We start from the raw sequence: 26373 nt of genomic DNA, 5'->3' as shown, positions 1-26373 counted from the left end.
TGCACCGGGGCCACACTTCATGTGGCTCATGCAATCATATCAGACGGGCACGTTCCAGATGTCTTTCGCATATTGGCGGATGGTGCGATCGGACGAGAACCAGCCGACGCGGGCGACGTTGCGGATGGCGCGCGCGTACCAGTCGGGGCTGTTGCGCCAGACGGCGTCGACCTCGCGCTGGCAGGCGGCGTAGGAATCGAAGTCGGCCGCCACCATGAACCAGTCGCTCTGGTAGAGGCCGTTCATCAAGTCGCGGTAGCGGCCCGGATCGTCGGGCGAGAAGACGCCGGAGGAGATGGCGGACACCGCCTGTGACAGTTCCGGCGAGGCCTCGATCACTTCGCGCGGATTGTAGCCGTTGTTGCGTCGCTCGGCGACTTCGGCCGTGGTGAGGCCGAAGATGAAGATGTTGTCGTCGCCAACGTGTTCCTTGATCTCGACATTGGCGCCGTCGAGCGTGCCAATGGTCAGCGCGCCGTTCAGCGCGAACTTCATGTTGCCGGTGCCGGACGCTTCCATGCCGGCGGTCGAGATCTGCTCCGAAAGGTCGGCGGCCGGCATCATCACCTCGGCCAGACTGACATTGTAGTTCGGCACGAAGACGACTTTCAGCAGGCCGCGCACCGACGGATCGCCGTTGATGACTTTCGCGACGTCGTTGGCCAGTTTGATGATCAGCTTCGCGTTGTGGTAGCTCGGCGCCGCCTTGCCGCCGAAGAATTTCACGCGCGGCATCCAGTCCCGCTCGGGATGCGAGCGGATCTGGTCGTAAAGCGCGATCGCTTCCAGGATATTGAGCAATTGGCGCTTGTATTCGTGGATGCGCTTGACCTGGATGTCGAACAGGGCCGACGGGTCGAGCCTGATGCCCAGCCGGTCGGCAACAAGGTTGGCGAGCCGCGCCTTGTTCTGCCGCTTCACGGCGGCGAACTTTTCGCGGAAGGCCGCGTCGTCGGCGAGCGGATCGAGGCCCTTGATCTTCTCGATGTCGTCCATGAAGCGGTCGCCGATCGCCTCGCGGGCAAGCGAGGTCAGCCCCGGATTGCACTGGATCAGCCAGCGGCGGGGCGTGATGCCGTTGGTCTTGTTGTTGATGCGGTCGGGATAGAGCTTGTGGAGATCGGCGAACACCGTCTCCTTCATCAGCTCGGTGTGCAGCGCCGAGACGCCGTTGATCGAATGCGAGCCGACAAAGGCCAGGTTGCCCATGCGCACGCGGCGGTCACCATTTTCCTGGATCAGCGAAATCCGTGCGATCTGCTCGCCCGAGAATTTTCCGGTGGCCCGCGCCTCCAGCAGAACCTGCGCATTGATGGCGTAGACGATCTGCATGTGGCGCGGCAAAAGCCGTTCGAACAGTGGCACCGGCCAGCTTTCCAGCGCCTCGGGCAACAGCGTGTGGTTGGTGTAGCCGAAGGTGCGCTTGGTGATGTCCCAGGCCAGGTCGAAATCCATGCCATGGACGTCCATCAGCAGCCGCATCAGCTCCGGCACGGCGACCGCGGGATGGGTGTCGTTGAGATGGATCGCCGCCTTGTCAGGCAAGGACTTCAGGTCGCCATACTGGCTCAAATGCCGCTGGACGATGTCCTGCAGCGAAGCGGTGGAGAAGAAATACTCCTGCCTGAGCCTCAGCTCCTGGCCGGCCATGTGGGAATCGGCCGGATAGAGCACGCGCGACAGCGCGTCGGCCTTGTTGCTCTCGGCCAGCGCGCCGATGTGGTCGCCGGCATTGAACTTGTCGAGCAGGATCGGGTCGATCGGCATGCCGGACCAGAGCCTCAGCGTGTTGACGCGCCTGGCGCGCCAGCCGGCCACCGGCGTGTCATAGGCGACGGCAAGCACGTGCTCGGTCGGCTTCCAGACATGGCGCTCGAGCCGGCCGTCCTTCGCGGTGATCGATTCCACCGAGCCGCCGAAGCCGACCTCGAAGGAGCGTTCGCGCCGCTCGAACTCCCAGGGATTGCCGTGGTCGAGCCAGGTCTCCGGCAACTCGACCTGCCAGCCACCCTGGATTTCCTGGCGGAACATGCCGTTGGCGTAGCGGATACCATAGCCATGGGCGGGGATGTCGACGGTCGCCATGCTTTCCATGAAGCAGGCGGCGAGACGGCCGAGGCCGCCATTGCCGAGCGCCGCGTCGGGCTCGAGGCCGGCGATCAGGTCAAGATCGACGCCGAGCGAGGACAGCGCCTCGCGCATGTTCTCCATCAAGTCGAGATTGGAGAAGGCGTCGCGCATCAGGCGGCCGATCAGGAATTCGAGCGAAAGGTAATAGACGCGCTTTTCCTGCTGGTCGTAGGCTTCCTTGGTCGCCTGGATCCAGTGGTCGACGATGCGGTCGCGCACCACCTTGATCGAGGCGGTCAGCCAGTCATAAGGCGTGGCAACGGTGGTGTCCTTGCCGACCCGGTATTTGAGCGACATCAAGACTTCTTCGGCGAGCGTCTTGGGATCGGGATGGTCGAGGACAGGGACTTCGATCGTCATGGCGGATGTCATTTCGCCTCTCGTTCATTTGGCCTGATCATAGGGGCTTTCGCCGTTCCTCCCAGCCCATCCTATCGCATTGCAGCATGCGTTCAATCGATTTGGTGATCGAGCCGTCAGCTGTCTGCTGCAATTGACCTATCCTGGAGATCAGGCCGCCAGTGCATCCTCCGGCGGTTTCTTGGCGCCGGTCATCAGCGCGACGGCATCCGACATCGAAATCTGCTTGGGGTCGACGACGCAGAGCCGGCGCCCGAGCCGGTGGATGTGGATGCGATCGGCCACCTCGAAGACATGCGGCATGTTGTGCGAGATGAGCACGATCGGCAGGCCGCGCTTCTTGACGTCGAGGATCAGCTCCAGCACGCGGCGGCTTTCCTTGACGCCGAGCGCAGCGGTCGGTTCGTCCATGATCACCACTTTCGAGCCGAAGGCGGCGGCGCGCGCCACCGCCACGCCCTGGCGCTGGCCGCCGGACAACGTCTCCACCGCCTGGCTGATGTTCTGGATGGTCATCAGCCCGAGCTCGGTGAGCTTGTCGCGGGCGCGCTTTTCCATCGCCGGACGATCGAGCATCCGGAACCAGCTTCCGAGTGGGCCCGGCTTGCGGATCTCGCGGCCAAGAAACATGTTGTCGGCGATCGACAGCGCCGGCGACAGCGCCAGGTTCTGGTAGACGGTCTCGATGCCGGCTTCTCGTGCCTCCATCGGCGACTTGAAGGCAACGGGCTTGCCTTCAAGCCGGATTTCACCTTCGTCGGGCACGGCGGCGCCGGAAATCGCCTTGATCAGCGATGATTTGCCGGCACCGTTGTCGCCGATCACCGCCAGGATTTCGCCCGGATAGAGGTCGAAATCGGCATTGTCGAGGGCGGTGACGCGGCCATAGCGCTTGGTAAGACCGCGCGCAGTGAGGATTGGGTCCTGGGTCATGGCTATGCCGAAACCTTTCTGATCCATTGATCTACCGCCACGGCGCCGATGATCAGCACGCCGGTGAGCAACACTTTCCATTGCGGATCGGCGCCCAGCATATTGAGGCCCATCGAGACGACGCCGACGATCATGGCGCCGAATAGCGTGCCGAGGATCGAGCCGCGGCCGCCGAAGAGCGAGATGCCGCCGATCACCGTCGCGGTGATGGCCTGAAGATTGTAGTCGGTGACCGCGGCGGACGGCGAGATCGAGCCGTTGCGGCCGATCGAGACCCAGGCCGCGAAGGCGGCGATCAGCCCGGCAAGGACGTAGACCGTCACCAGCACCCTCTTGGTCTGGATGCCGGACAGTTTCGCGGCCTCCTGATCGTCGCCGACGGCATAGACGTGGCGGCCCCAGGCTGTGTGGTTCAGCACATACCAAAGCAGCAGGACCAGCAGGACCATGGCGATAACGCCGGCCGTCAACACCGCGGAACCGACCCTGAAGCTCAGCGCGAAGAAGTGCAGCAGCGGCGCCTGGGCGTCGACATCGGCGTCGCGGATCGTCTCATTGGCCGAATAGATGAAATTCGTCGCCATGACGATGTTCCAGGTGCCGAGCGTGACGATGAAAGGCGGCAGCTTCATGTAGGCGACGAGCAGGCCGTTGAGCAGGCCGCAGGCCGCGCCGGCGGCAAGCCCGAGCAGCACGGCCAGAATGGTCGGCATGCCGTAGGTGATGGCGCAGTTGCCCATGATCACGGCCGAGATCACCATGATGACGCCGATCGAAAGGTCGATGCCGGCGGTCAGGATGACCAGCGTCTGGGCGGCGCCCAAGATGCCGACGATGGCGATCTGCTGCAGGATCAGCGTCAGCGTGTAGGACGAAAAGAAGCGCCCGCCGATAGCGATGCCGAAAATGATGATCGACAGCACCAGCACGATCAGCGGCACCGCCGCCGGCGTTGAATGCAGGAAATGCTGGGCGCGCTTCACAAACGATTTGCCGTGCTCCTCGAAGGCGGCGACGTTGGTATCGCTGCCCGAGAGAACCTTCTCGAATTCCTGGATCTGGGACATATCTCCTCCCGTCTCACGGAACTTCGTCATGGCTCCGTGCCGCGTTTACGCATTCCGGTCTGTCGCCGGGCTTATCAGCGCTTACGAAAATGCATCGTCCACCCGAAGCGGCCGGGGATCAAGCCCCCAGCCGCAAGGTTTGTGCGCTTAGGCGGGCATCAGCCCCAGCACTTGGCGAGGCCTTCCTTGGTGTCGATGGACTTCACGCCATTGGCCGGCTTGTCGGTCACGAGGTTGACGCCGGTATCGAAGAAGTTCTTGCCCTCGGTCGGCTTCGGCTTGGTGCCGTCCTTGGCGTATTTGGCGATGGCCTCGATGCCGAGCGCGGCCATCTGCAGCGGATATTGCTGCGAGGTGGCGCCGATCACGCCTTCGGTAACCGACTTCACGCCCGGGCAACCGCCGTCGACCGAAACGATCAGCACCTGCTTTTCGAGGCCAACGGCCTTGAGCGCCTGATAGGCGCCGACAGCGGCAGGCTCGTTGATGGTGTGGATGACGTTGATGGTGTTGTCCTTCTGGAGAAGGTTTTCCATAGCCTTGCGGCCGCCTTCCTCGTTGCCGTTGGTGACGTCATGGCCGACGATGCGCGGATCGTCCTCATCGCCGATCTTGTTGGGGTCCTTCACGTCGATGCCGTAGCCCATCATGAAGCCCTGGTCGCGCAGCACGTCGACTGTCGGCTGCGAGGGGGTGAGGTCGAGGAAGCCGATCTTGGCGTCCTTGGCCTTGTCGCCGAGCGTCGCGGCGGCCCAGGCGCCGATCAGCTTGCCGGCTTCGAGGTTGTCGGTGGCGAAGGTGGCGTCGGCGGCATCGATCGGATCGAGCGGCGTGTCGAGCGCGATCACCAGCAGGCCAGCGTCACGCGCCTTCTTCACCGTCGGCACGATGCCCTTGGTGTCGGACGCGGTGATCAGGATGCCCTTGGCGCCGTCGGCGATGCAGCTTTCGATCGCCGCCACCTGGCTTTCGCTGTCACCGTCGATCTTGCCGGCATAGGTCTTGAGATCGACGCCAAGCTCCTTGGCTTTGGCGGTCGCGCCTTCCTTCATCTTGACGAAGAACGGGTTGGTGTCGGTCTTGGTGATCAGGCAGGCGCCGACGCCGGCGGCCGATGCCGACGAAGCGAACGCCATCAGGCCCAAGCCGGCGGCCGCAAACACGGTAGACTTCAGCAGTGATTTCTTGGTCACGATTTCCTCCCAATGGAACTGTTGCGGACGCCGGCCACCCGGCGCCTCAAGCGCGTCCACCTTTTCTCCCAGCGTGGACACATCTCAAAAAACACCAGGACAGAACGGCTGTCAATAATTAAATCACTCTTATTTATTATTGACACTCTTGCGTCGTTCACTCATTCTGAACGAAAAGCATCGCGGGGAAACAAACGGGAGGAACAGGGTGGAGACCGGCATTGCGAGGCACGGTTCGCCCGAGGCTTTGGAGCGCCGGCTGCATCGCGGCACCAACCAAAGCGGCATGCGCGACCACAACGAGCGGTTGGTGCTGTCCCTGGTGCGCCAGCACGGCAGCCTGGCCAAATCCGATATCGCGCGCATGACCGGGCTGTCGGCCCAGACGGTGTCGGTCATCATGCGCGAGCTCGAGGAAGACAAGCTGCTGGTCCGCCAGGCGCCGCTGCGCGGCAAGATCGGCCAGCCTTCGATCCCGATGGCGCTCAACCCGGAAGGCGCCTTCTTCATCGGCCTCAAGATCGGTCGCCGCAGCGCCGAGCTGGTGCTGATCGACTTCCTCGGCAATGTGCGCGCCATGCTGCAGCACTCCTACCGCTATCCCGCGCCGCGCGAGACCGTCGAGTTCGTCACCGCCGGCATCAGGACGATGCGCGGCGAACTGACGCCGGCGCAGGACAAGCGCATTGCCGGGCTGGGCGTCGCCATGCCGTTCGAACTGTGGAACTGGGCCGACACGGCCGGCGCCCCGCGCGACGTGATGGAGGAATGGCGCCATCGCGACATACGCGCCGACATCCAGGCGCAGTGCGAGTTCCCCGTCTACCTGCAGAATGACGCGACTTCGGCCTGCGGCGCCGAGCTTGTCTTCGGCCAGGCGGGCGCGGCGCGCGACTTCGTCTATTTCTATATCGGCGCCTTTGCCGGCGGCGGCATCGTTCTCAACGGCCGTCTTTACAGCGGGCCTAAAGGCAACGCCGGCGCGTTGGGCTCGATGCCGGTGCCGGGGCCGGACGGCAAGCCGACGCAGCTCATCGACGTCGCCTCGATCGCGATGCTGGAGAAGGCGCTTTCCGCCAAGGGCATCGACGGCTCCTATCTGTGGACTTCGCCGCAGGAATGGGGCGACATCGGCGCCGAGCTCGACGAATGGATCGTCAGCGCCTCGCGCGCGCTTGCCTATGCCATCGTCGCGGCCTCGTCCGTCATCGATTTCGAAGCGGCGGTGATCGACGGCTGGATGCCGCTCGATGTGCGGCGCCGTCTGGTCGAGGCAATCCGGCAAGCCATTTCCGGCATCGACGCCGAGGGGCTGAAGCTGCCCTTCGTGCGCGAGGGGACCGTCGGCATCCATGCGCGGGCGCTGGGCGGCGCCAGCCTGCCGCTTTCGGAGCGCTTCCTGATCGGGCCGAACACATCCGGGGGCGCCTGACCATGCTGATCGGCATCCCCTCACTGCTCGGGCCGCAGTTCCTGGCGACGCTCAGGGCCATGGGCCATGGCGACGAGATCGCCATCGTCGACGGCAATTATCCGGCCGAGGAACAGGCGCGCCGGCTGATCCGCGCGGATGGCCACCCTATCATCCCGGTGCTTGACGCCGTGCTCAGCGTGTTGCCGGTGGACGAGGCGGTGCCGGAAGCGCTGTTCCGCGCCTCGGTCAACGGCGACCCGGCGCTGGCCGATCCCGTGCATCGCGAGATGGAAGCGGTTTGCGCCAGACGCGCGCCGGGCCATAAGGTGGTTGCGCTGGCCGGGCCTGACTTCTATGCACGCGTCAAGGCCGCGCACGCGATCGTGGCGACCAGCGAACCCAGGCTCTTTGCCAACATCATCATCCGCAAGGGCGTGATCCATCCGCCGGAGACCAAGACGACATGATCCTTTGCTGTGGCGAAGCCCTGATCGACATGCTGCCGCGCATCACGACGGAAGGCGAAGCCGCCTTCGCGCCCTATGTCGGCGGCGCGGTGTTCAATTCGGCGATCGCGCTTGGACGGCTGGGCGCTCCGGCGGGATTCTTCTCGGGCCTCTCCTCCGACCTGTTCGGCGGCCAGTTCCGCGAGGCGCTCGGCGCGAGCAAGGTGAGCTCCACCTATGCGCACACCTCGCCACGTCCGACGACGCTCGCCTTCGTGCGGCTCACCAACGGCCAGGCGACCTACACTTTCTATGACGAGAACACCGCCGGGCGCATGCTGACCATCGAGGACCTGCCGAAGCTCGGCGCGGAGATCGAGGCGATGCTGTTCGGCGCCATCAGCCTGATCTCGGAGCCGGCGGGCTCGGCCTATGAGGAATTCATGCGCCGCGAGCACGAAAGCCGCGTGATGATGCTCGACCCGAACATCCGGCCGAACTTCATCCCGGACAAGGCCAAGCATCTCAGACGCATCCGCGAGATGATGGCGATGGCCGACATCGTCAAACTGTCGGACGAGGACCTCAAATGGTTCGACGAGGCGGGCTCGCATGAGGATGTCGTGCGCAACTGGCTGGATCGCGGGCCGAAGCTGATCGTCGTCACCCATGGCAGCGAAGGCGCCGTCGGCTACAGCAAGGCGCACAAGGTCACGGTCATGCCGCAGAAGGTGAAGGTGGTCGACACGGTCGGCGCCGGCGACACCTTCAATGCCGGCATCCTGGCCTCGCTGCATGAGCAGGGCCTGCTCACCAAGGCGGCGATCGGCGAGCTCTCCGAAGACGCCATCCGCAAGGCGCTGGAGCTCGGCGCCAGGGCGGCGGCGGTGACGGTTTCGCGGGCCGGCGCCAACCCGCCCTGGCGGCACGAGATCGCGTAAGCGGTTGTCCGGATTGGCCGAAAGGCCTCCGCAGCCGATCACTTTATGTTTCCAAAGCTGGGAACGGCGCGATAAAAACCATTGAAAATGCTCGTTTTAGCCCGGTTTTCCGGCTTCTTCGGGCATTGCGCCGGCAAAGAGCGGTAACAGGCTGCGACACATAAGCAATTTGCCCCGGACCCGGCCGGCTTTCTCAGCCGCGCCAAGTCTGATACCAGCGGGCCGGTTTATTGGCATTTTGAGGCCGACATGCAGTTCATCGATCTTGGCGCGCAGCGCGAACGAATCCACGACCGGCTGAAGGCCGCGATCGACCGTGTGGTCGAAGACGGGCGTTACATCCTCGGGCCGCAGGTCACCGAATTCGAGAACAAGCTCGCGGCCTATATCGGCGTCAAGCATGTGGTCGCCTGCGCCAACGGCACCGATGCGCTGCTCCTGCCGCTGTTTGCCGCCGGTATCGGCCCGGGCGACGCGGTGTTCGTGCCGAGCTTCACCTTCGCCGCGACAGCCGAGGTGGTGGCGCTGGCCAAGGCCGAGCCGGTCTTCGTCGACGTCGACCCTGACAGCTACAACATCGACATCGCCAGCCTCGAAGCGGCGATCGAGATGATCAAGAAGGAAGGAAGGCTGAAGCCCAAGGCGATCATTCCCGTCGACCTGTTCGGCCTTTCGGCCGACTACGACGCGATCATGGCGATCGCCAAGCGCGAGAACCTCCTGGTGATCGAGGACGCCGCGCAGTCGATGGGTGGTTCGGCCGACGGCACCATGTGCGGCGCCTTCGGCCATGTCGGTTCGACCAGCTTTTATCCGGCCAAGCCCCTTGGCTGCTACGGCGACGGCGGCGCCATGTTCACCAATGACGGCGCGCTGGCCGACAAGCTGCGGTCCTTTGCCTTCCACGGCAAGGGCGAGACGCAATACGACAATGTCCGCATCGGCATCAACTCGCGCCTCGACACGCTGCAGGCGGCGATCCTGATCGAGAAGCTCGCCATCCTCGAGGATGAGATGGTCGCCAGACAGATTGTGGCTGACCGTTACGCCAAGGGCCTCGGCGACATCGTCAAGGCGTCGCGCAATCTGGGCCACGGCCGCTCGGCTTGGGCGCAGTACGCGATCGAGACCCCGAAGCGCGACGGGCTGAAAGCGCATCTCGGCGAAAAACGCATCCCGTCGGTGATCTACTATGTGAAGCCGCTGCATGAGCAGGTGGCCTACAAGGACTATCCGCGCACGCCCACCGGCCTTGCCGTCTCTGAAACGCTGCCGAAGCAGATCCTCTGCCTGCCGATGCACGCCTATCTCAGCGAAGCCGACCAGGACCGCATCATCGAGACGATCCGCAACTACATCGGCTCGAACTCGGCGCATGTCGCGGCGGCTTGAACGGCACCTTCGTCATCCTCGGGCTTGACCCGAGGATCCATGCCGTGACCTGAGGCGTGGAGCACAACGGTGCAGAATTCTGTAACCGCTGCAATGCTTTAGCGTAACGGCATGGATCCTAGGGTCTGCGCGCGTCGCTACGCTCCTTGCTCCGCCCTAGGATGACGACGCGACAATTGGCGGCTGCCAACGCTTTAGGCCGCGCTCTTCCCCGTCGCAATGAAATGCGGGTTCGCGAAATCGCTGTCGCTCGCTTGGTTGCGCTTGCCGTAGACGAGCGGCAGGCCGTCCAAAGTACGCGTCATGCCGCCGGCGGCGCGCAGCACCGCGTCGCCAGCCGCCGTGTCCCACTCCATGGTGCGGCCGAAGCGCGGATAGACGTCCGCCTCCGCCGCGGCGAGCAGGCAGAATTTCAGCGACGAGCCGACCGAGACGATCTCGGCGGAACCGAGGTCGCGGATGAAGGCGTCGGTTTCAGGCGTGTTGTGCGAGCGGCTGGCGACGACGGCGAGCGGCGTGCCCCCTGCCCGCACCGTGATCGGCCGGCGGCCAGCAATGCGATAATCGGCATCGACCTCCAGCGCCTCGGCCCTGCCAGGCCGTCCGCTGAAGAAGCGCCCAGTGCACGGCGCGTAGACAACGCCGACTTCCGGCACGCCATGGCGCACCAGCGCGATGTTGACGGTGAAGTCGGTGCGCCGGTTGACAAATTCCTTGGTGCCGTCGAGCGGATCGATCAGGAAGAAGGCGCCTTCGAGGTCGGGCGTAGCGATGCCGGCCGCCACCTCCTCCTCGGCCACGCATGGGATATCCGGATAGGCGGCTCGCAGGCCGGCGAGAATGATCTTCTCGCTTTCGCGATCGGCTTCCGTCACCGGCGAGGAGTCGGCCTTGCTGTCGACGGCGCAGCCTTCGTGGAAGAGGCGCATGACCTCGCGCCCCGCTTCCAGCGCCAGGCGCTCGAAAACGCCCAGCATCGCCTCGTCGTCAGATACCGCCGCCATTGTCATACTGCTCTTCGGCAATGTCGCGCTCGGTCAGCCACTGCTCCAGGGCTTCCGCCATCTCCTGCGGGCTCCGGCCGAGCGTCTTGAGGTGGATTTCGGGATTCTCCGGCGCCTCATAGGGAGAATCGACACCGGTGAAATTCTTGATCTCGCCGCTCAAGGCGCGCGCGTAAAGTCCCTTCGGATCGCGGCGGGCGCATTCCTCGAACGGCGTGTCGACGAACACCTCGACGAACTCGCCCTCGGCCATCAGCTCGCGGGCCACGCGCCGCTCCGCGGCAAAGGGCGAGATGAAGGAGACGATGACGATCAAGCCGGCATCGGCCATCAGCTTGGCCACTTCGGCGACGCGGCGGATGTTTTCGACGCGGTCCGCGTCGGTGAAGCCGAGATCGCGGTTCAGCCCGTGGCGGACATTGTCGCCGTCGAGGATGTAGGTGTGGCGGCCGGAGGCGAACAGCTTCTTCTCGAAAAGGTTGGCGATGGTCGACTTGCCCGAGCCCGAGAGCCCGGTGAACCAGAACACCGCCGGGCGCTGGTTCTTCAGGTCGGAGCGGCCGCGCTTGCCGACGTCGAGCGACTGCCAGTGGATGTTTTCGGCACGGCGCAGCGAATGCAGGATCATGCCGGCGCCGACAGTGGCGTTGGTGATGCGGTCGATCAGGATGAAAGCGCCGGTGGTGCGGTTCTCGGCAAAGGGATCGAAGGCGATCGGCGCCCGCGTCGAGAGATTGCAGACGCCGACCTCGTTGAGGTCGAGCGACTTCGCCGCCTCATGCGCGAAATCGTTGACGTTGACACGGTATTTGAGGTCGGTGACCGTGGCGCTGACCTGGTCGGTTTCGGTACGCAGGATATAGGAGCGGCCGGGCAGCAGCGCCTGCTCGTCGAACCAGACGATGTTGGCGGCGAACTGGTCGGCGACCTGCGGTCTAGCTGCCGGCGACACCAGCATGTTGCCGCGCGACACCTCGACCTCGTCCTCAAGCACCAGCGTGACCGCCTGGCCGGCGATTGCCTGGTCGAGATCGCCGCCCTGCGCGACGATGCGCTTCACCCGCGATGCCTTTCCGGATTTGGCAACGACGACCTCTTCGCCTTGCGAAACGGTGCCCGAGGCAATGGTGCCGGCAAAGCCGCGGAAATCGAGGTTCGGACGGTTCACATACTGAACGGGGAAGCGGAACGGCAGTTCGACCACCGCCTCGTCGACCGACACGGTTTCCAGATGCTCGATGAGCGACGGGCCGGAATACCAGGGTGTGCGCTCCGAGCGGCTGGTGACGTTGTCGCCGAAACGCGCCGACATAGGGATCGGCATGACGCTGACGAAGCCGAGCTCTTTTGCGAACTCGCCATAATCGGCGACGATCTGGTCGAACGCAGCCTTGTCGAAGTTGATAAGGTCGATCTTGTTGACCGCCAGCACGATGTGACGGATGCCGAGCAGCGAGGCGATGATCGAATGACGTCGGGTCTGGCGCAGCACGCCCTGGCGCGCATCGATCAGCACGATGGCGAGATCGGCGGTCGAGGCGCCGGTCGCCATATTGCGCGTGTATTGCTCATGCCCGGGCGTGTCGGCGACGATGAACTTGCGCTTCGGCGTGGCGAAGAAGCGATAGGCGACGTCGATGGTGATGCCCTGCTCGCGCTCAGCCTCCAGCCCGTCGACCAGCAGCGCGAAGTCGATGTCGTCGCCGGTAGTGCCGTGCTTGCGCGAATCCTTCTCCAGCGCGGCAAGCTGGTCCTCGAAGATCTGCTTGGTGTCGGAGAGCAGGCGGCCGATGAGCGTCGACTTGCCGTCATCGACGGAACCGCAGGTGAGGAAGCGCAGCAGCGACTTCTTCTCCTGCGCGGCCATGTAGTCGCGGATCTGATCGGTCGGGGCGAGGCTCTTGGCCATGATGTGGCGCATTATCAGAAATAACCCTCGCGCTTCTTCTTTTCCATGGAGCCGGCCTCGTCGCGGTCGATGAGGCGGCCCTGGCGCTCGGAGGTGCGGGCGGTCAGCATCTCGCCGACGATGGCCTCCAGCGTATCGGCGTCCGATTCGATGGCGCCGGTCAGCGGATAGCAGCCCAATGTTCGGAAGCGCACCAGACGGTTCTCGATGGTCTCGCCAGGGCGCAACTGCATACGGTCGTCATCCTTCAGGATCAGCATGCCGTCGCGCTCGACCACCGGCCGTTCCTTGGCGAAATAGAGCGGCACGATCGGGATGTTCTCCTGCAGGATGTATTGCCAGATGTCGAGCTCGGTCCAATTCGACAGCGGGAAGACACGGATCGATTCGCCGGGCGCGATGCGGGTGTTGAAGATCTTCCACATTTCCGGCCGCTGGTTCTTGGGGTCCCAGGAATGCTGCGCGTTGCGGAAGGAGAAGATGCGCTCCTTGGCGCGCGACTTCTCCTCGTCGCGGCGGGCGCCGCCGAAGGCCGCATCGAAGCCGTATTTGTCGAGCGCCTGACGCAGCGCCACCGTCTTCATCACATGGGTGTGGGTGTTGGATCCATGGTCGAAAGGATTGATGCCGTCGCGAACACCGTCTTCGTTGACATGGACGAGCAGGTCGAAGCCGAGCTTCTGCGCCATCTGGTCGCGAAACGCGATCATCTCGCGAAACTTCCAGGTGGTGTCGACATGCAGGAAAGGAAAAGGCGGCTTGGCGGGATAGAAGGCCTTCATCGCCAGATGCATCAGCACTGAGGAATCCTTGCCGACGGAATAGAGCATCACCGGCTTGGAGAAAGAGGCCGCGACCTCGCGGAAGATGTGGATGGACTCGGCCTCGAGCCGCTGCAGATGCGTGAGCGCGATATTCATGGACTGTCGAGCGTTCTCTCGTGCCGTCGGGCGGAAATCCTGCATTGCGGGCGCAATTCCATGCCGCCCGGGCGCAAATTTCACTTCTGACAAACTGTTTCGTGCGGGCGTTCTAACAGATCGGCGCTGTTCATAACAATGCAGGACGCGCCGGACGCGCGATGATTAGGGAACGAATTTTCCAAGTGAGGCCGGGAAAGCGGAAAATCCTGCCAAGGCGTTCAAAGCGCGAGTGGGAAAAGGACCGTAAGTTCCGAAGATGTCAGCTGTTACGAACCAAGGATTTCTGTCGGAACATCATAACTGGCCTATCGCGGAACGGCGCCAGCGGCTATACGGGCTCGGGGAACGGGCAAGGCGCGGCAAACGGAGTCGGTCCAGCCGGCCATCGGCTGGTGTCACGGATCCGGGCGCAACCTGGAAATTGCGAAGCAAGCATTTGAACCCGTTTACAACGCTCCGGCGTCACCTCTCGCCCGCACAAATCAATTTCTATTTTTCGATCATCTGCTTTTTTTCGCCGCCGGTGCTCGGTTCGCTGGTCAGCATCGCCTTCAATGCCGGCGGTGTGTGGTCGGTAATGCTGCTGGCCGCGAAGCGGCGGCGCTTCAACATCGACCGGCCGATGCTCGCCTTGACGATGGCGATCTATGCCTATTGCGCGACCATGGTGCTTGCTTCGCTCGTCAACGGCACGCTGGCGGCAGATCTGCGGCTCTTCCTGCCGCTGATCACCTTCCTGCTCTTCCCCATCTCCTATTCGACCTGGAGCATCACCGAGAAGACCACGCTGGCGCGCATCGCCATTCTGGCAAGCGCCGCGGCCTGTTTCGGCGCATTGGCGATCGCCATCGTCCAGTATCACTGGCTGGGCATAAGGGCCGAGGGCGGCGCCGGAAACGCGATCGTCTTCGCAACCGTCACCTGCCTTGCCGTCATGCTATGCCTCGCCGGCGCCCTGTCGGGCATCGAGACGCGCTGGAAGCTGCTGGCCCTGGCGGCGACCGCCGGAAGCGTGGCAATCATCTATTCGGGCTCGCGCATGATCTGGGTGGCCGTGCCGATTGCCGGCATCGTCGTCCTTCTCATCAATCGCCGCCGGTTCGCCGGCGCCAGTGTGGCGCGGTTCCTGGCAATTGGCCTGGTGGCCGCCGTTGTGATCGCCGCCATCGGCTATCGCGTGATCCTGGATCGAACTGACTTCCTGGTCAGCGATTGGGATGCGCTGAACGCCAATGGCGACCATTCGACGGCGCTGGGTCTGCGCGTGGCGATGTGGGAAATCGGCGTCAACGCTTTTCGCGAGATGCCTATTTTCGGCCATGGTATCTCGACCAGCCGGACGCTGATGAATCAAGCGCTTCAGGACCGGTTCGGCTTGCAGGAGACCCTCAGTCATTTCCACAATGGCTTCCTGACGGCGCTGGTCCAGGCAGGACTGCTGGGAGCGCTGGCCCTGGCGTCGATCTTCATCGTTGCCGCCTGGAATGGGGCAAGGACGCTGCGTTTCAGCGCGGACCCGCTGGAGCGGTTCGGCGCGACGGTGATCCTTGTCGCGGTCATCACCTATCTCATCGCCGGAATGACCGGTATCCTTATCGGCCACGATATCCTCGACGCGACGCTGATGGTGTTCCTGGTTTCGGGAACCTACCTTGCGTCCGGGCGGACGGTGGCGCCGATCGGGAAAAGCGCGCCCACCATCTCGCCGGGCGCCGGCCCGCAACCATGAAGGTCCTGGTCACCGGCGCGACAGGCTTCGTTGGACAACGGATCGCCAGCCGGTTGCGCGAGGCCGGGTTTGACTTGCGGATCGCTTCCCGCCTGCCGCAACGCCTTGTGGGCGCGGATGATGCCGTCGCCTTGCCCGGCGCCGATGCGCCACAGGAAGCCTTTCTCGCGCTGATGCCGGATGTGACGCATGTCGTCCACTGCGCGGCGCTCAACAATGATCGCGGCGCCGGCGAGGCCGACCTGCGGGCCGTCAACGCGACACTGACAGGACGGCTCGCCCAGGCGGCCGCCAAGCGCGCCGAAGGGCGCTTCATCTACCTCTCCTCGATCCGTGCCGTCGTGGGAGCCGATTTCAGCGGCATGATCGACGAGGCCACGCCCCCTGCCCCGCAACGCGCCTACGGGCGCTCCAAACGCGAAGGCGAGAACGCAATGCTGGAGGCTTTTGCGACCGCCGGACACGTCGGCGCGACGGCGCTGCGGCTGCCGCCGGTCTATGGCGAAGGCATGAAGGGAAATCTGCGCGGGCTGATGCGTATCGCCGCCAGCGGCCTGCCGCTGCCCGCAGCCGCTTTGACCGCGGTTCGTTCGCTGGTCTCCCATGACGCGGTGGCTGGCGCCGTGACGCATCTCCTGGCCCGTCCGACGCCGCCACGCCCGACCTATGTCCTGGCCGATGCCTCGCCGGTTGCGCTGTCTGAAATCATCGCCGCGTTCCGGCGCGGATACGGCCGGCCAGCCCGACTGCTCCCCATGCCTGCCTGGCCGTTCCGGCTGCTGGCGACGCTCAGTGGCCGACAGGCGTCGTGGCAGGCTTTGGTGGCCACGCAAATCTGCGATCCGTCGCTGCTGGCCTCGGAAGGCTGGACGCCGGAGACCGACACGCTCGGCCGGCTCGAGGACCTGGCGCGGCAGGCCGGTTAGGGCAGTTCCAGCGCAGGCGGTTTCCGGAGTTGCGCCAAACCAGCAGCGTTTCACCGTTTCCGCGAAACGCCCTATGCGCGGTAGAACGTGCCCAGCAATATCCTGAGGTCCAGGCGAACAGTGGCGGCCTGGACGTAGGCCGCGTCGGTCTCGGCGCAGCGTCTCGGATCCGACATGTCGATCCCCTTGATCTGCGCCAAACCGGTTATGCCCGGAAGCGCTGTGAGCACGCCCAGTTGCTTGCGCCGCTCGATCAGTTCCGTCTGCGTCGGCAGGCACGGACGCGGTCCCACGAGACTCATCTCGCCCTTGAGCACGTTCCAGAGCTGCGGCAACTCGTCGATCTTGGTTGCGCGCAGCACCTTGCCTACCGCGGTGATCGAATTGGCCGGCGCCTGGTGGGTAGGCAAGGAGGGGGTGTCGCGACGCATCGTGCGCAGCTTGCGGCAGGAAAATAGCGCGCCCTCCCGCCCGACGCGGATTTGCGAGAAAATGGCGGGGCCCGGCGACGTCGCCCGGATCGCCAGCATCGCGACCAGCACGATCGGCGACGTCGCCGCCAGCATCACCGCCCCAACAGCCAGATCAAAAGCGCGCTTTGCCGTCACGTTTTAGATCCGGCGCGAAAGGAAAGCGAGGTAGAGCCCCAGCGTTCCCATGAGAGTCTGCCGGTAGACGCCGCTTTTGCCGAGCAGGCTGAAGCGCCTGAAGGTGCTGCCCCTGCGCGCCCTGATGAACAGGCGCAGGCAAAGCGCAGCATCGCGCGCGATGAGGTCGCGGTTGACGGCAAGGCCCCTGAGATTGCTGTCGGTCCAGGTGGCGAACTGGCCCTGAAACAGCCGTCCGAGCCGTGAAAGCCTTGCCTTCCACGAGACGTTGGCGCCGACCAGGTTTGCCGCGTGCTGGCGGTACCGGACCAGCGGCCGCGGCTCGTAACGGACCTTGCCGCCGGCGGCGGTGACGATGAGATAGGCCCACCAGTCATGGCTGACGAAGTCGGTCCTTGCCGATGCTTTCGCCAGGAGGTCGCGCGCCTTGCGGTTGAAAAGCATGGTGTTGCCGCCGGCGATGGATTGCACCAGCGCGTTGCGGAAAGACGGTGGGCGGCGAAACAGCGGCGAATAGCCGGCTGGGATGCCGGTCTGCGAAATGGTTGCCGTGCGCGAGCAGAACAGGAGCGGCATGTCGATATCCTCTCCCTCCATCCAGCGGATGGCGCTCTCCAGCCGATCCGGCTCCCAGACATCGTCCTGGTCGCAAAAGGCATAGTAATCGGCATCGATGCGCGGATCGATGATCATCGAGCGGAAATTGGCGGCGAAGCCCTTTCGCGGGCCATCCACCAGCGTAAGGGAGCCCTTGTTCCAGCGGGATCGCCAAGCCTCGACGATCGCGACCGTGGCGTCCGTCGAGCCATCGTCGGAAACCCACAGATCGACCGCAGGCCAGGACTGCGCGAAAAGGGATTCCAATTGCTCGCCGATGAATGCCGCGCCATCCCTGGTACCCATGAGAACGGCCACACGCTGATCTTTTGCGGTCACGGTCTCTGAACCCGCGGGGGCATTGGAACAGGCTTCAACTGCCGATTTCGGGCGGGCGGCACTGGTCTAACCGATCTGAACGGCCGTTTTCGGCACCGCCTGCCCGCGCGCGCCGACGTCTTCCTCGGCCTGGTTGAACCCGGCCAGGACGGCAAGCGCCGCGGCCTTGTCCCGATCGTGCATCGCGGCCACCAGCGCCGGCAGCGCGGCCTCGATCCTTTGCCATTGCACGACGTCGCTCCTGAGGCCGAAGATCTTGGCAGTGTCGAGCTTGACGACCTCTTCATTCTCGCCATGCAACGTCTCGTGCAGCTTCTCGCCGGGCCTGATGCCGGTGAAGCGGATCGGAATGTCTGTGTAGGGGCTTTTGCCGGCCATGCGGATCATGGTCTCGGCAACTTCGAGGATCGGCACGGGCTTGCCCATGTCGAGCATGTAGATGGCGTAGTCGTCCTTGCCCTGGCGCTGCTCGGCATCGGCGGCCGACATGATGACGAGATCGACCGCCTCGGCCACGGTCATGAAATAGCGGGTCATGCGCCGGTCGGTGATGGTGACCGGCCCGCCGGCCTCGATCTGCGCCTGGAAGATGGTCGCCACCGAGCCATTGGAGCCGAAGACATTGCCGAAGCGCACGGCAATGAACTTGGTGCCGGAACGATGCACGCTCGAGGCGTCGGCCCGATGACCGTTCGCGGCATGCAAGGGCGATGGCGCGGCATGAGTTTCATGCAACGAGGAGACGATCTGCTCGGCCGCGCGCTTGGTGACGCCGAGCACGGAAGTCGGGTCGACGGCCTTGTCGCTGGAAATCAGCAGGAACTGCGGCACCCCGCACTCGGCGGCGATCTCGGCGCAGGCGAGCGTGCCGAAGACATTCGTCTCGATCGCCGCTTCCCAGTTCTCTTCCAGCAGCGGCACGTGCTTCAGCGCCGCTGCATGAAAGAGGATCGAGGGTTTGAACTCGCTGACGAGACGCATCATGTGAGGCCGGTCGGTGACGTCCACGATGCGGCTGGTCAGCCGGTCGCGGTCCTTGTCGTCGATCAGCTGATCGAGCTGGAAAATGCCGAATTCGGAATTGTCGGCCACCAGCACCGCCTCGGCGCCAAGCTCCAGCGCGCGCTTGACAAGCACGCGGCCAATCGAGCCGGCGCCGCCGGTGACCATCACCCGTTTGCCGCCGACGAAGGCGCCGATGCGCGTGGTGTCGGTGGCGACCGCCGAACGGCGCATGATGGTTTCCATCTCCACGGCATCGAGAACCAGCCTGCCGCCCTGCCCCAGTTCCGACAGGCCGGAAAACTGGACCACGGCGATGCCGCTGTGGCGCGCGATACGCACCAGCTCGGCATAGTCCTCGATCTCGCGCTCGACCCCCTTGCCGAAGATCAGGAGGTCGAGGTTTTCCGTGCCCTTGACATAGTCCTCCAGCACCTCGACCAGGCGCGGCCTGAGCGCCACGACCGGAACGCCCTGGATCCGCGTGCCGAGCGGCGCGTCCATCTCGGTCGCCATGATGCCGGCGATGGCATACTCGGCCGGCTGGGCCGTGCGGGTGAAGCGGACGATCACGTCCGCCTCGCTCAGCCGGCCGATGAACAGCGCCTGCTTGACCGGTGCGTCGCCCGGAGCGCGGCGCAGGATGCGCCAGGACGCGCCGTCGCGGAGAAAGCGATAGTAAAGCCTAGGCGCCGAAATGATGGTGAAGGAGACCAGGAAGAAGACGATGAACTGGCGTTCGTTGAGGCCGGCGACCGGCTGGAAGAAGAAGCGGAAGGCAAGCGAGGCCAGGTAAAGGACCACCGTGAGGCTGCCGCAGCCCTTGAGGATGTTGAAGAAGTCGGGCGTGGAGGCAAAGCGCCAGACGGTGTTGTAGAGGCCGCAGGAGCGAAACAACAGATGGGCGGTAAGCACGATAAGCGCCCAACAGGCCAGCCCGCCGGCGGAGAAGGCGGCAAAGGAAAGCCGCGACTGCGATAGGATCAAGCTGAGAGCCACCGCCACCAGGACCATGACGAGGTCCTGGATCATGATGATGGCGCGCCGCATCCTTGGTCTGAGTTCCGATACGGCTTCTACGTATGCGGTCATTGGGTGGCACTGAACTCCAGGCGTGAGCACATGCTATCAGAACGGCGTAGGACAAAACATCGCCCGCCGCCACTCTGGATTGCAAATCCCCAACCACGTCACCCGGTTATCGCCTTAGCGCGGAGCGAGCGGGAGGGCTAGGGGTTTTTTGGAGAACTTCACCTTCATTAAACTTGGAAACTTGCATTGGCCCGGTTTGACTTCGGCTCCATTGAAACGTGGTACGTTGCCATATGTTCGTCGCGGGAGAGGGAACTATGTGAGTCATTGTTGTCCTGAGCGCTATGTAGCGCTCTACACAACGAGCACGGAAAGATGGCTTGCAGGCGATCTCTGTTTACGCCAGCCCCACAAGCGACAGCATCTTTCGGCGAATACGAAAAGCCAACCGCTTCGCTAGTTCGACAGTCGGCTCTGGAGGAGGGTCCACCGGCACAAACACCTCGACCGGCACTTCAACTCTTACTTCTACAGGAACTTCAACCCTTACTTCTACCGGAACTTCGACAATCACTCGTTCTGGCTCGGGCGCCGGAGTTATCTCCCGGTAGCTTGGCCCGACCTCGCTGTCGAACTCGGCATAGTGCTTGAGTGCCAGTCTTATCCTTTCTGCGTTGAATTTGTCTGGCGACATCGCATCAATGCGATCGGCGTGTCTCATTTGAACAATGAATTCAGAACCTTGGTTTTCTTCCAGCCAGGCGATCTTGAGAGGAAGAAGCCCCATCTGATTCAGTTCCATGATGGCAAGCTCAAACGACGCTGGCGTAAAAAACCACGTATGCGCATCAACATAGGGTCTAACTTTATGGATCTGCCTGGCGTCGGCTTTGTATTTTCGCAGGGCCTTGGAAAATGAATCAGCAAAATCAATCGGCAAGTGGTTTCCAGCAACCCATGCCCCTTTGGCGTCTCGGGTCGTTGCCCACGCACGGGCTTCAAACAGTGCTTCGGGGGTATGCCTGATACGGCGCTCTCGATGAGCGGTAAGGATCTCGCGAATGCTCGTCGGCGACTTCAGTAGGTCAAAGCACTTCCGCATATCAGGAACGGCGAGCGAGATGATCCCATCGGACTTTAGAAGGCGCGAGCACTGCTGCAGGAATCCCAGGATGTCTGGAGTGTGTTCGATAACGTGGCTGGCAATGACAAAGTCGTATCCTCCGGGATTCCTTTTCAGCGCCACCTTGTCGAGTGGCCGGCCATCCCAGACGATATCGACATCCTCGATTGCACCGACCTTGCTACGAATGGTCCGCTCGGGGTGGTTTCGTGCAGCCTTGCGAAGGGCGTCACCATCTTTGTAGTCTATGACGGTCGTTTTCCACCCCTCTGCCTTTGGCGCAACCGGGCTGAAAAAAGGACCGATCTCAACGCCGACCATCGCTTCTTTGTCGAGATTCCGTCTGAGTTGGTCCAGGCGATGCACTAAAGACTCCTGAGATTCACAAATCGGCAACAGCAGTTGCGGAGGCCAAATCGTTTCGAACCCATCCGTTCCTTCCGGTTATCCAGCGGCGGGCGGGCGCCTCTATGGAAAAGTAAGTTAGGCTGGAAATCAGCAAAGTCAGAACCACAACCGTGAAGACGTACAACGGCCCGTTGTCGTCGACATCGGTATGGGTGGTAATTGCGGCCATTATCGGCCAATGCAACAGATAGACCGAAAATGAAATCTGCCCGATGTAACGTGCAGGCAGGCTGCCGAACGTCAGTTTTGCCAGCGGGGCGTTTATCGAGGTGTATAATAGGGTACCGGTTGCCGCGACGTTCAGCGGCGATCGCCAGAACTCGAAAACGGTGATGCCCAACGTCTTCGAGACGGCTGGCATCGCGACAAAAATCGCGCAAACTGCTAGTGCGAAAGCGGTATTGGAACGAAAAGGCGGAACGAGCGAGGCCATGATCCCTATCAGGAAGAATGACAGTTGGGAGGGCCGAATCGCCAAAGGGTCAGGTATGAACAAAAGCACCGGGATCATCGCAGCCAACGATATGATTCCAATGGCCCTGTTCACCGAGAACACCAGCCAGATGAATATAAATATCAAATAAAAGTGAACTTCGACCGGGACGGTCCACAGGACACTGACGCCTTTGACGAACAGCAGATGTTCCACGAGGTTTGAGGAATTCACTGCGTAAAATATGGGGTGGCCGGCATAGGACAATGACAAGTATGACGCGAGCACCACAGCCACATACATCGGAAAGACGCGGGCCGTGCGCCGCCTGAGAAAATCGATCGCCGCCAATTTTCGAATGTGAAATCTAAGATATAGAAATCCCATAAGAAATCCGGATAGCGCAAAGAATATTTGAACGCCAACCTGCGCGCCACCATCTCCGAAAATACCCCCAAGTACGCCCAGTTGGTTGAAGAGATGGCCGAAAACTACAAGCATTGCCGAAAAGCCGCGCAACCCGTCGAGATTGTATAGCCGCACCACCCTCTGGACCTCCCCAATATCCAAGTTCCGGTCTTAAGCGCCATGCACTCAATGAAGCGCAATTACCAGAGTCGGCAATCAGGGCCTAGCAAACGGCTCTACCAAGTACAGATGGCCAACGACCAATGCTCACTGAGCGCCACAGCGTAGCAACGCTACCAAATGTAAGCCACGGATCACACTAAAGAACGTGTCTACGTGGAGCGCCGCTGCTGTTCAATTTGCCGATAACCTCGCTCTGTGCCAAATTTCCTGACCATATCACGTTGCTTTTTGGTCGGAGGCTCGAGCCCTATAAAGTCTGCGATCTCACACAGAAGCGCTTCGGGATCCAATGCCGCGCGTTCATAGCTGACGAGGAGCGTTGGCCATTGCATCCGCTGCAGCAACGCCCAATACCTGCCAAACCTAAGAAGGGCCATTTCATAGCCCTGTTCAATCGAACCCTGCATCTGGTTAAGTTCCGACTTCGCAATCGCCGCCATGTCACGGTTGACAAACAATACGAATGGGTTTCTCAAGACATGCGCTATAGTGTCGAGATACAGATCAGCGGAAGGATCCTTCCAACCCCAGAGATCATGCGTCTCATTTCTTGCCTGAACCAGCCTCGTCAGTCTTTCCGAAATTGCATCTGGCGGAAAATCGATCAGGTTGCCATCAAAATCCCGACCTTGGGCCAAGTTGACAATTTCCACATCCTCGTGATTTATGGAATCTTCCGGCGCCCCCATCGGCACACCTAGTATACTAGCCGCACCGGCAACCAGGCTGGTCCCACCTCGCCCGCAACCAACCACGATCAAGGTTCTTTGGGCGCCGGGCGTCTCGATCCTGATCGCCCTGTGTGATGTAGCCATTTTATCGTTTCTAACGTTTGCGCACTGCCTTAGCAGTGCAGCGCCTACCCGACAAAGATCGACGTTAAGCCGTTCCTCTTTCGCCGCCTAGGTTCTAGTTTGCCGAACGCTCACGCGACGTTTGAAAAAATCAAGGTGTCTGGCACCGAGTGACTGGTCCCAGCTGCGGGGATATTTCATGGCCTTTGCGAATCGATAACGCTCTTCCAGGTTCTCGCTTTTGAGCTTTGCCAGCTCCAATGCCGCAACGATCTCATCCAACCCCGGTGCCGCTGGGATTATATTTCGGCTCAGGCCTTGCAGATAGTCCTCGGTCTTTGTCTTGAACGTGTTCGTCACGACAACGCAGCCCGACGCGGCCAAATCCATTGGAATCATGCTCGGGTGTGGTGAAGCCATCAGGGTAAGGCAGATGTCAAAGCTAGCCACCTCCTCGATGTAGGTGCTTAAATCCATTCTGGGCAGCGAAACCGAACGAACGCCCGGAAGCAGTTCTACAACCCCCTCGCCAAGGCCCATGCCAACGCAATCCCACTCTTCGGGGTCGAATATTCCCGATCTGAATGCCGTCGACAGCGCCAACGCCGTCAGTTCAAACATATTCCGATCCACGACCGGTCGAGAATAGAAGACAATCTTCTTCTTTTCTTTCGAGCGATTACGCTGAATGAATATTTCCTTTGCTAATAGGTTAGCCGAACAGGCGTTGTTAAAGAATGTATAAGACATATTGCGGGACTTTATGCCACCGATATCGTTCTTAACAAAAAATGTCATCAGGCTTTCACTTGAGAAAATCGCGTGATAGTCCATCTCATAGGTTCTATCCGCAATCGCGTGCAAGCTGTTTGCAGGATAGAACAACGTTTCATAATCTTGTATCAAATATATAAATCTGTCGTTATCAGTAAGCGAGCGTATCTTATTTGCAAAATAGGCAGAATACCAAACGGTTGCGACAGCGTAGTCGTATCTTGAGATACGAAACGGCGCCCGCCTCTCGCCGATATATTCGACCTCCAAGTCATCAAAAATCTTTTCCATGCTGGGATACTTCAGAATTTTCTCCCTAAATTCTGAAATGTTGAAGTAGAAATTATCAAACAGTACAAGACGAACGTTCACGCCAGTCTTGCGCAGGAAAAGCGCCATCTGGAAGACGCCGAAAAAACCTGCGGAGAGCGATTTAAAATCGAAAGCTGGAACGAGAACGTTAATCGTCTGCGGCCGACGCTCATCAATTTCGACGTCCGGCAAATCGTAGACGCGGTTCAGTCGTAGATTGAGGAAATCGCGGTCATAAATGTGGTTCGGAGGCGCGATTGCAGGAACCAGCGGGAGACCCGCGAGATAGGAGGACTGCAGATCGGCAAGGAGTCCGAAGCGGTGAGCCGCAGAGAGGCAAAGGTAGGCAAGCCGACTCTTGTAGCTCTGGAGTTGGACATTCGGATCGAAGACCTTGTGATAGGACTGCTTCAACTCCTGGTGCCCGAACAACCGAGATCCGGTGCCGGCAAGCGCCGCTGTTAGCCGTCGACGCATTAGCTGAAAATCTCCTCTCTCATGATTCGACCTTTTTCGAGATACACCGCCGTGTGGCACATTGACCGAATCAAGGCGTCGGAATGAGATGCCAAAACAATGATTGCCGCATTGTTGAGCCAGTGGTCCATTCGCTCGCGTGCTTTTTTCTGAAAGGATTCGTCACCGGTCCCCAATCCTTCGTCCAAGAGCACGATATCCGTGGGGTAGGCGGTAACAGCTGAAAATGACAATCGCGTTTGCATGCCCGCTGAGTATGTCCGGACCGGGAGATCGATAAAGTCCCCGAGTTCCGAAAAATCGATGATCGAGTCGATCTGCCGCTCTACGTCCTTTGGCGATATTCCAGCCATGAGACTCTGAAGCCGAATAAACTCTCGCCCAGTAAGCTCAGGAGACAAACCCATCGACGGCTTAATCAAAACGGCCGTATCTCCTTTTATCGCGGCAGTCCCGCTCGTGGGCTTCAGAATACCGGCCAGAACTCGCAGCAACGTCGTCTTACCGGCACCATTGTGTCCACACAGGCCCAATCGCGTGCCGGGCTGAAGGTCAAGCGAAACACCGTCGAGTGCAGCCACCTCGAACCGACCGGAGTCACCCGCCAAGAGCCGACCGCCGGTCGTAAATCTGAGCGCTGCCTGCTTGAGCGAACGATTGGCCGGGACGGACCAGATCGGGATTCGAACGGAGACGTCAGTGAGTTGGATCGAAGGCTGTGACATTGGACTCCAATTTGACTGCTGGCTTCAAGGTTCAGAGCCAGTAGGGGATTCGATGCTGCGTCCTGCGGTAAAGCGCGTGTGCGGCGAGGCTTCCCAACAAAGCTATTGCGGCGGAAACCAGCACGCTCGTGTAGTCCGTGCCGCCATTCAGGACCGGCGTGCGCGCTGCATCGATCATGTAGGAGACCGGATTCAGGACCAAGAACAATGATCCGGAAGGCAGGACCTTTGAAGCCCAAAGGATCGGCGACAAGATGAACAGCAATTGCATAGCCGACGCCGTGATCAACGGCACATCCCTGAACCTAGCCGAAACAACCGCAACAATAAATGATATCCAAGTCGCGTGAATTATCAGAAATCCTACACCGATGAAAAACATTGGAAAATTCAACCCAACGTTCGGATAAGCTATAACCATGGTTACCGCTACAACAACCAGATTGTGAAGAAGTATTATGAAATTCTTCGTGACACACCTAAATACGCATGACGCGGGTGACATTTTTGTATTCAAAATAAGATCATTGGCGTTGATCACACTCTCAGCACCCTCAACTACAGTTGCCGACAGGAATTGCCAAAGAACTATGCTCGTCGCCAGATGATGTAGATATTCTTTTATCGGCTGGTTGAGCAGAACCGCGTACAGGAAGCCGACCGACGCCGCGAATATCGCCGTATTCAAGGTGATCCAAAGGGGGCCGAAGGTCGAGTTCCGATAGCGAAGTCTTATGTCGAACTGTGCGAGGCGAAACCACAGCATTGACGTGTCTGAGATCATCATAATT

General features: G+C 61.4%; 22 protein-coding genes. 6 read left to right on the top strand and 16 right to left on the bottom strand.

Translation table 11 applies throughout. The features are described from left to right. Window positions 1-39: 39 nt before the first annotated feature. The 4 genes from EN852_RS05955 to EN852_RS05940 form a co-directional block, all read right to left on the bottom strand. Entirely contained in the window at window positions 40-2502 is a 2463-nt protein-coding gene (locus EN852_RS05955; protein ID WP_127875384.1) for a glycogen/starch/alpha-glucan phosphorylase, read from the bottom strand. 138 nt (window positions 2503-2640) lie between these two features. After that, window positions 2641-3423, bottom strand: a complete 783-nt coding sequence (locus EN852_RS05950; RefSeq protein WP_176480034.1) for an ATP-binding cassette domain-containing protein — start codon at window positions 3421-3423, stop codon at window positions 2641-2643. 2 nt (window positions 3424-3425) lie between these two features. Next, a complete protein-coding gene (locus tag EN852_RS05945) occupies window positions 3426-4490 on the bottom strand; it encodes an ABC transporter permease (RefSeq protein WP_127875385.1) in 1065 nt (354 codons plus the stop codon). A gap of 158 nt (window positions 4491-4648) precedes the next feature. Next, window positions 4649-5626, bottom strand: a complete 978-nt coding sequence (locus tag EN852_RS05940) for a sugar ABC transporter substrate-binding protein (protein ID WP_189401805.1) — start codon at window positions 5624-5626, stop codon at window positions 4649-4651. Window positions 5627-5891: 265 nt separating this feature from the next. Here EN852_RS05940 and EN852_RS05935 point away from each other — a divergent pair, with 265 nt between their 5' ends. From EN852_RS05935 to EN852_RS05920, 4 genes are all read left to right on the top strand, one after another. Then, on the top strand, window positions 5892-7115 hold the full coding sequence (locus EN852_RS05935) for an ROK family transcriptional regulator (RefSeq protein WP_127867135.1): 1224 nt from the start codon (window positions 5892-5894) through the stop codon (window positions 7113-7115). A 2-nt stretch (window positions 7116-7117) separates the two neighbouring features. Next, on the top strand, window positions 7118-7564 hold the full coding sequence (locus EN852_RS05930) for an RbsD/FucU domain-containing protein (protein WP_127867134.1): 447 nt from the start codon (window positions 7118-7120) through the stop codon (window positions 7562-7564). Next, window positions 7561-8484, top strand: a complete 924-nt coding sequence (locus tag EN852_RS05925; protein ID WP_127875386.1) for a carbohydrate kinase — start codon at window positions 7561-7563, stop codon at window positions 8482-8484. Before EN852_RS05930 ends, EN852_RS05925 begins: the two co-directional genes overlap by 4 nt. A 249-nt stretch (window positions 8485-8733) precedes the next feature. Further along, complete coding sequence (locus EN852_RS05920; protein ID WP_127875387.1) at window positions 8734-9876, top strand: DegT/DnrJ/EryC1/StrS aminotransferase family protein; 1143 nt, start codon at window positions 8734-8736, stop codon at window positions 9874-9876. 194 nt (window positions 9877-10070) lie between these two features. On the opposite strand, the gene cysQ is transcribed toward EN852_RS05920, so the two are convergent. The 3 genes from cysQ to cysD are packed head-to-tail and all read right to left on the bottom strand — an operon-like array spanning window position 10071 to window position 13709. Beyond that, window positions 10071-10853 (bottom strand): 3'(2'),5'-bisphosphate nucleotidase CysQ, encoded by a 783-nt coding sequence (gene cysQ / locus EN852_RS05915; protein ID WP_189545747.1) that lies wholly within the window; start codon window positions 10851-10853, stop codon window positions 10071-10073. Window positions 10854-10863: 10 nt separating this feature from the next. After that, window positions 10864-12801: a sulfate adenylyltransferase subunit CysN gene (gene cysN, locus EN852_RS05910; RefSeq protein WP_145994137.1), complete on the bottom strand. Its 1938-nt coding sequence runs from the start codon at window positions 12799-12801 to the stop codon at window positions 10864-10866. Window positions 12802-12803: 2 nt separating this feature from the next. After that, on the bottom strand, window positions 12804-13709 hold the full coding sequence (gene cysD / locus EN852_RS05905) for a sulfate adenylyltransferase subunit CysD (RefSeq protein ID WP_246694182.1): 906 nt from the start codon (window positions 13707-13709) through the stop codon (window positions 12804-12806). 439 nt (window positions 13710-14148) lie between these two features. Between cysD and EN852_RS05900 the strand changes: the two genes are divergently transcribed. Together EN852_RS05900 and EN852_RS05895 are read left to right on the top strand one after the other, a co-directional pair. Then, window positions 14149-15441, top strand: coding sequence for an O-antigen ligase family protein (locus EN852_RS05900; RefSeq protein ID WP_127875391.1), 1293 nt, complete (start codon window positions 14149-14151; stop codon window positions 15439-15441). Continuing rightward, on the top strand, window positions 15438-16367 hold the full coding sequence (locus EN852_RS05895) for an NAD-dependent epimerase/dehydratase family protein (protein ID WP_127875392.1): 930 nt from the start codon (window positions 15438-15440) through the stop codon (window positions 16365-16367). Before EN852_RS05900 ends, EN852_RS05895 begins: the two co-directional genes overlap by 4 nt. A 71-nt stretch (window positions 16368-16438) precedes the next feature. Here the strand turns inward: EN852_RS05895 and EN852_RS05890 are convergent, their stop codons facing one another. The 9 genes from EN852_RS05890 to EN852_RS05850 form a co-directional block, all read right to left on the bottom strand. Beyond that, window positions 16439-16975 carry a sugar transferase gene (locus tag EN852_RS05890; RefSeq protein ID WP_281407773.1) on the bottom strand — a complete coding sequence of 179 codons (537 nt, stop codon included), beginning with the start codon at window positions 16973-16975 and terminating at the stop codon, window positions 16439-16441. A gap of 3 nt (window positions 16976-16978) precedes the next feature. Beyond that, on the bottom strand, window positions 16979-17890 hold the full coding sequence (locus EN852_RS05885; RefSeq protein WP_281407776.1) for a glycosyltransferase family 2 protein: 912 nt from the start codon (window positions 17888-17890) through the stop codon (window positions 16979-16981). A gap of 87 nt (window positions 17891-17977) precedes the next feature. Continuing rightward, window positions 17978-20005 carry a nucleoside-diphosphate sugar epimerase/dehydratase gene (locus EN852_RS05880; RefSeq protein ID WP_189401761.1) on the bottom strand — a complete coding sequence of 676 codons (2028 nt, stop codon included), beginning with the start codon at window positions 20003-20005 and terminating at the stop codon, window positions 17978-17980. Window positions 20006-20342: 337 nt separating this feature from the next. Continuing rightward, window positions 20343-21434, bottom strand: coding sequence for a class I SAM-dependent methyltransferase (locus EN852_RS05875; RefSeq protein WP_127867125.1), 1092 nt, complete (start codon window positions 21432-21434; stop codon window positions 20343-20345). A 16-nt stretch (window positions 21435-21450) separates the two neighbouring features. After that, complete coding sequence (locus EN852_RS05870; protein ID WP_127875394.1) at window positions 21451-22455, bottom strand: acyltransferase; 1005 nt, start codon at window positions 22453-22455, stop codon at window positions 21451-21453. A 194-nt stretch (window positions 22456-22649) separates the two neighbouring features. Further along, window positions 22650-23189 carry a hypothetical protein gene (locus EN852_RS05865; protein WP_127878550.1) on the bottom strand — a complete coding sequence of 180 codons (540 nt, stop codon included), beginning with the start codon at window positions 23187-23189 and terminating at the stop codon, window positions 22650-22652. 213 nt (window positions 23190-23402) lie between these two features. Next, window positions 23403-24857 carry a hypothetical protein gene (locus EN852_RS05860; protein ID WP_127875395.1) on the bottom strand — a complete coding sequence of 485 codons (1455 nt, stop codon included), beginning with the start codon at window positions 24855-24857 and terminating at the stop codon, window positions 23403-23405. Next, window positions 24857-25438 (bottom strand): ABC transporter ATP-binding protein, encoded by a 582-nt coding sequence (locus tag EN852_RS05855; protein WP_210238222.1) that lies wholly within the window; start codon window positions 25436-25438, stop codon window positions 24857-24859. The genes EN852_RS05860 and EN852_RS05855 overlap by 1 nt, the downstream gene beginning before the upstream one ends. A gap of 175 nt (window positions 25439-25613) precedes the next feature. Continuing rightward, a complete protein-coding gene (locus EN852_RS05850) occupies window positions 25614-26366 on the bottom strand; it encodes an ABC transporter permease (protein ID WP_210238221.1) in 753 nt (250 codons plus the stop codon). Between the last annotated feature and the right edge of the window lie 7 nt (window positions 26367-26373).

This window comes from Mesorhizobium sp. M2E.F.Ca.ET.209.01.1.1 (assembly GCF_004010375.2).
GTDB lineage: Bacteria > Pseudomonadota > Alphaproteobacteria > Rhizobiales > Rhizobiaceae > Mesorhizobium.
This window is presented reverse-complemented; position numbering and strand designations above follow the sequence as displayed.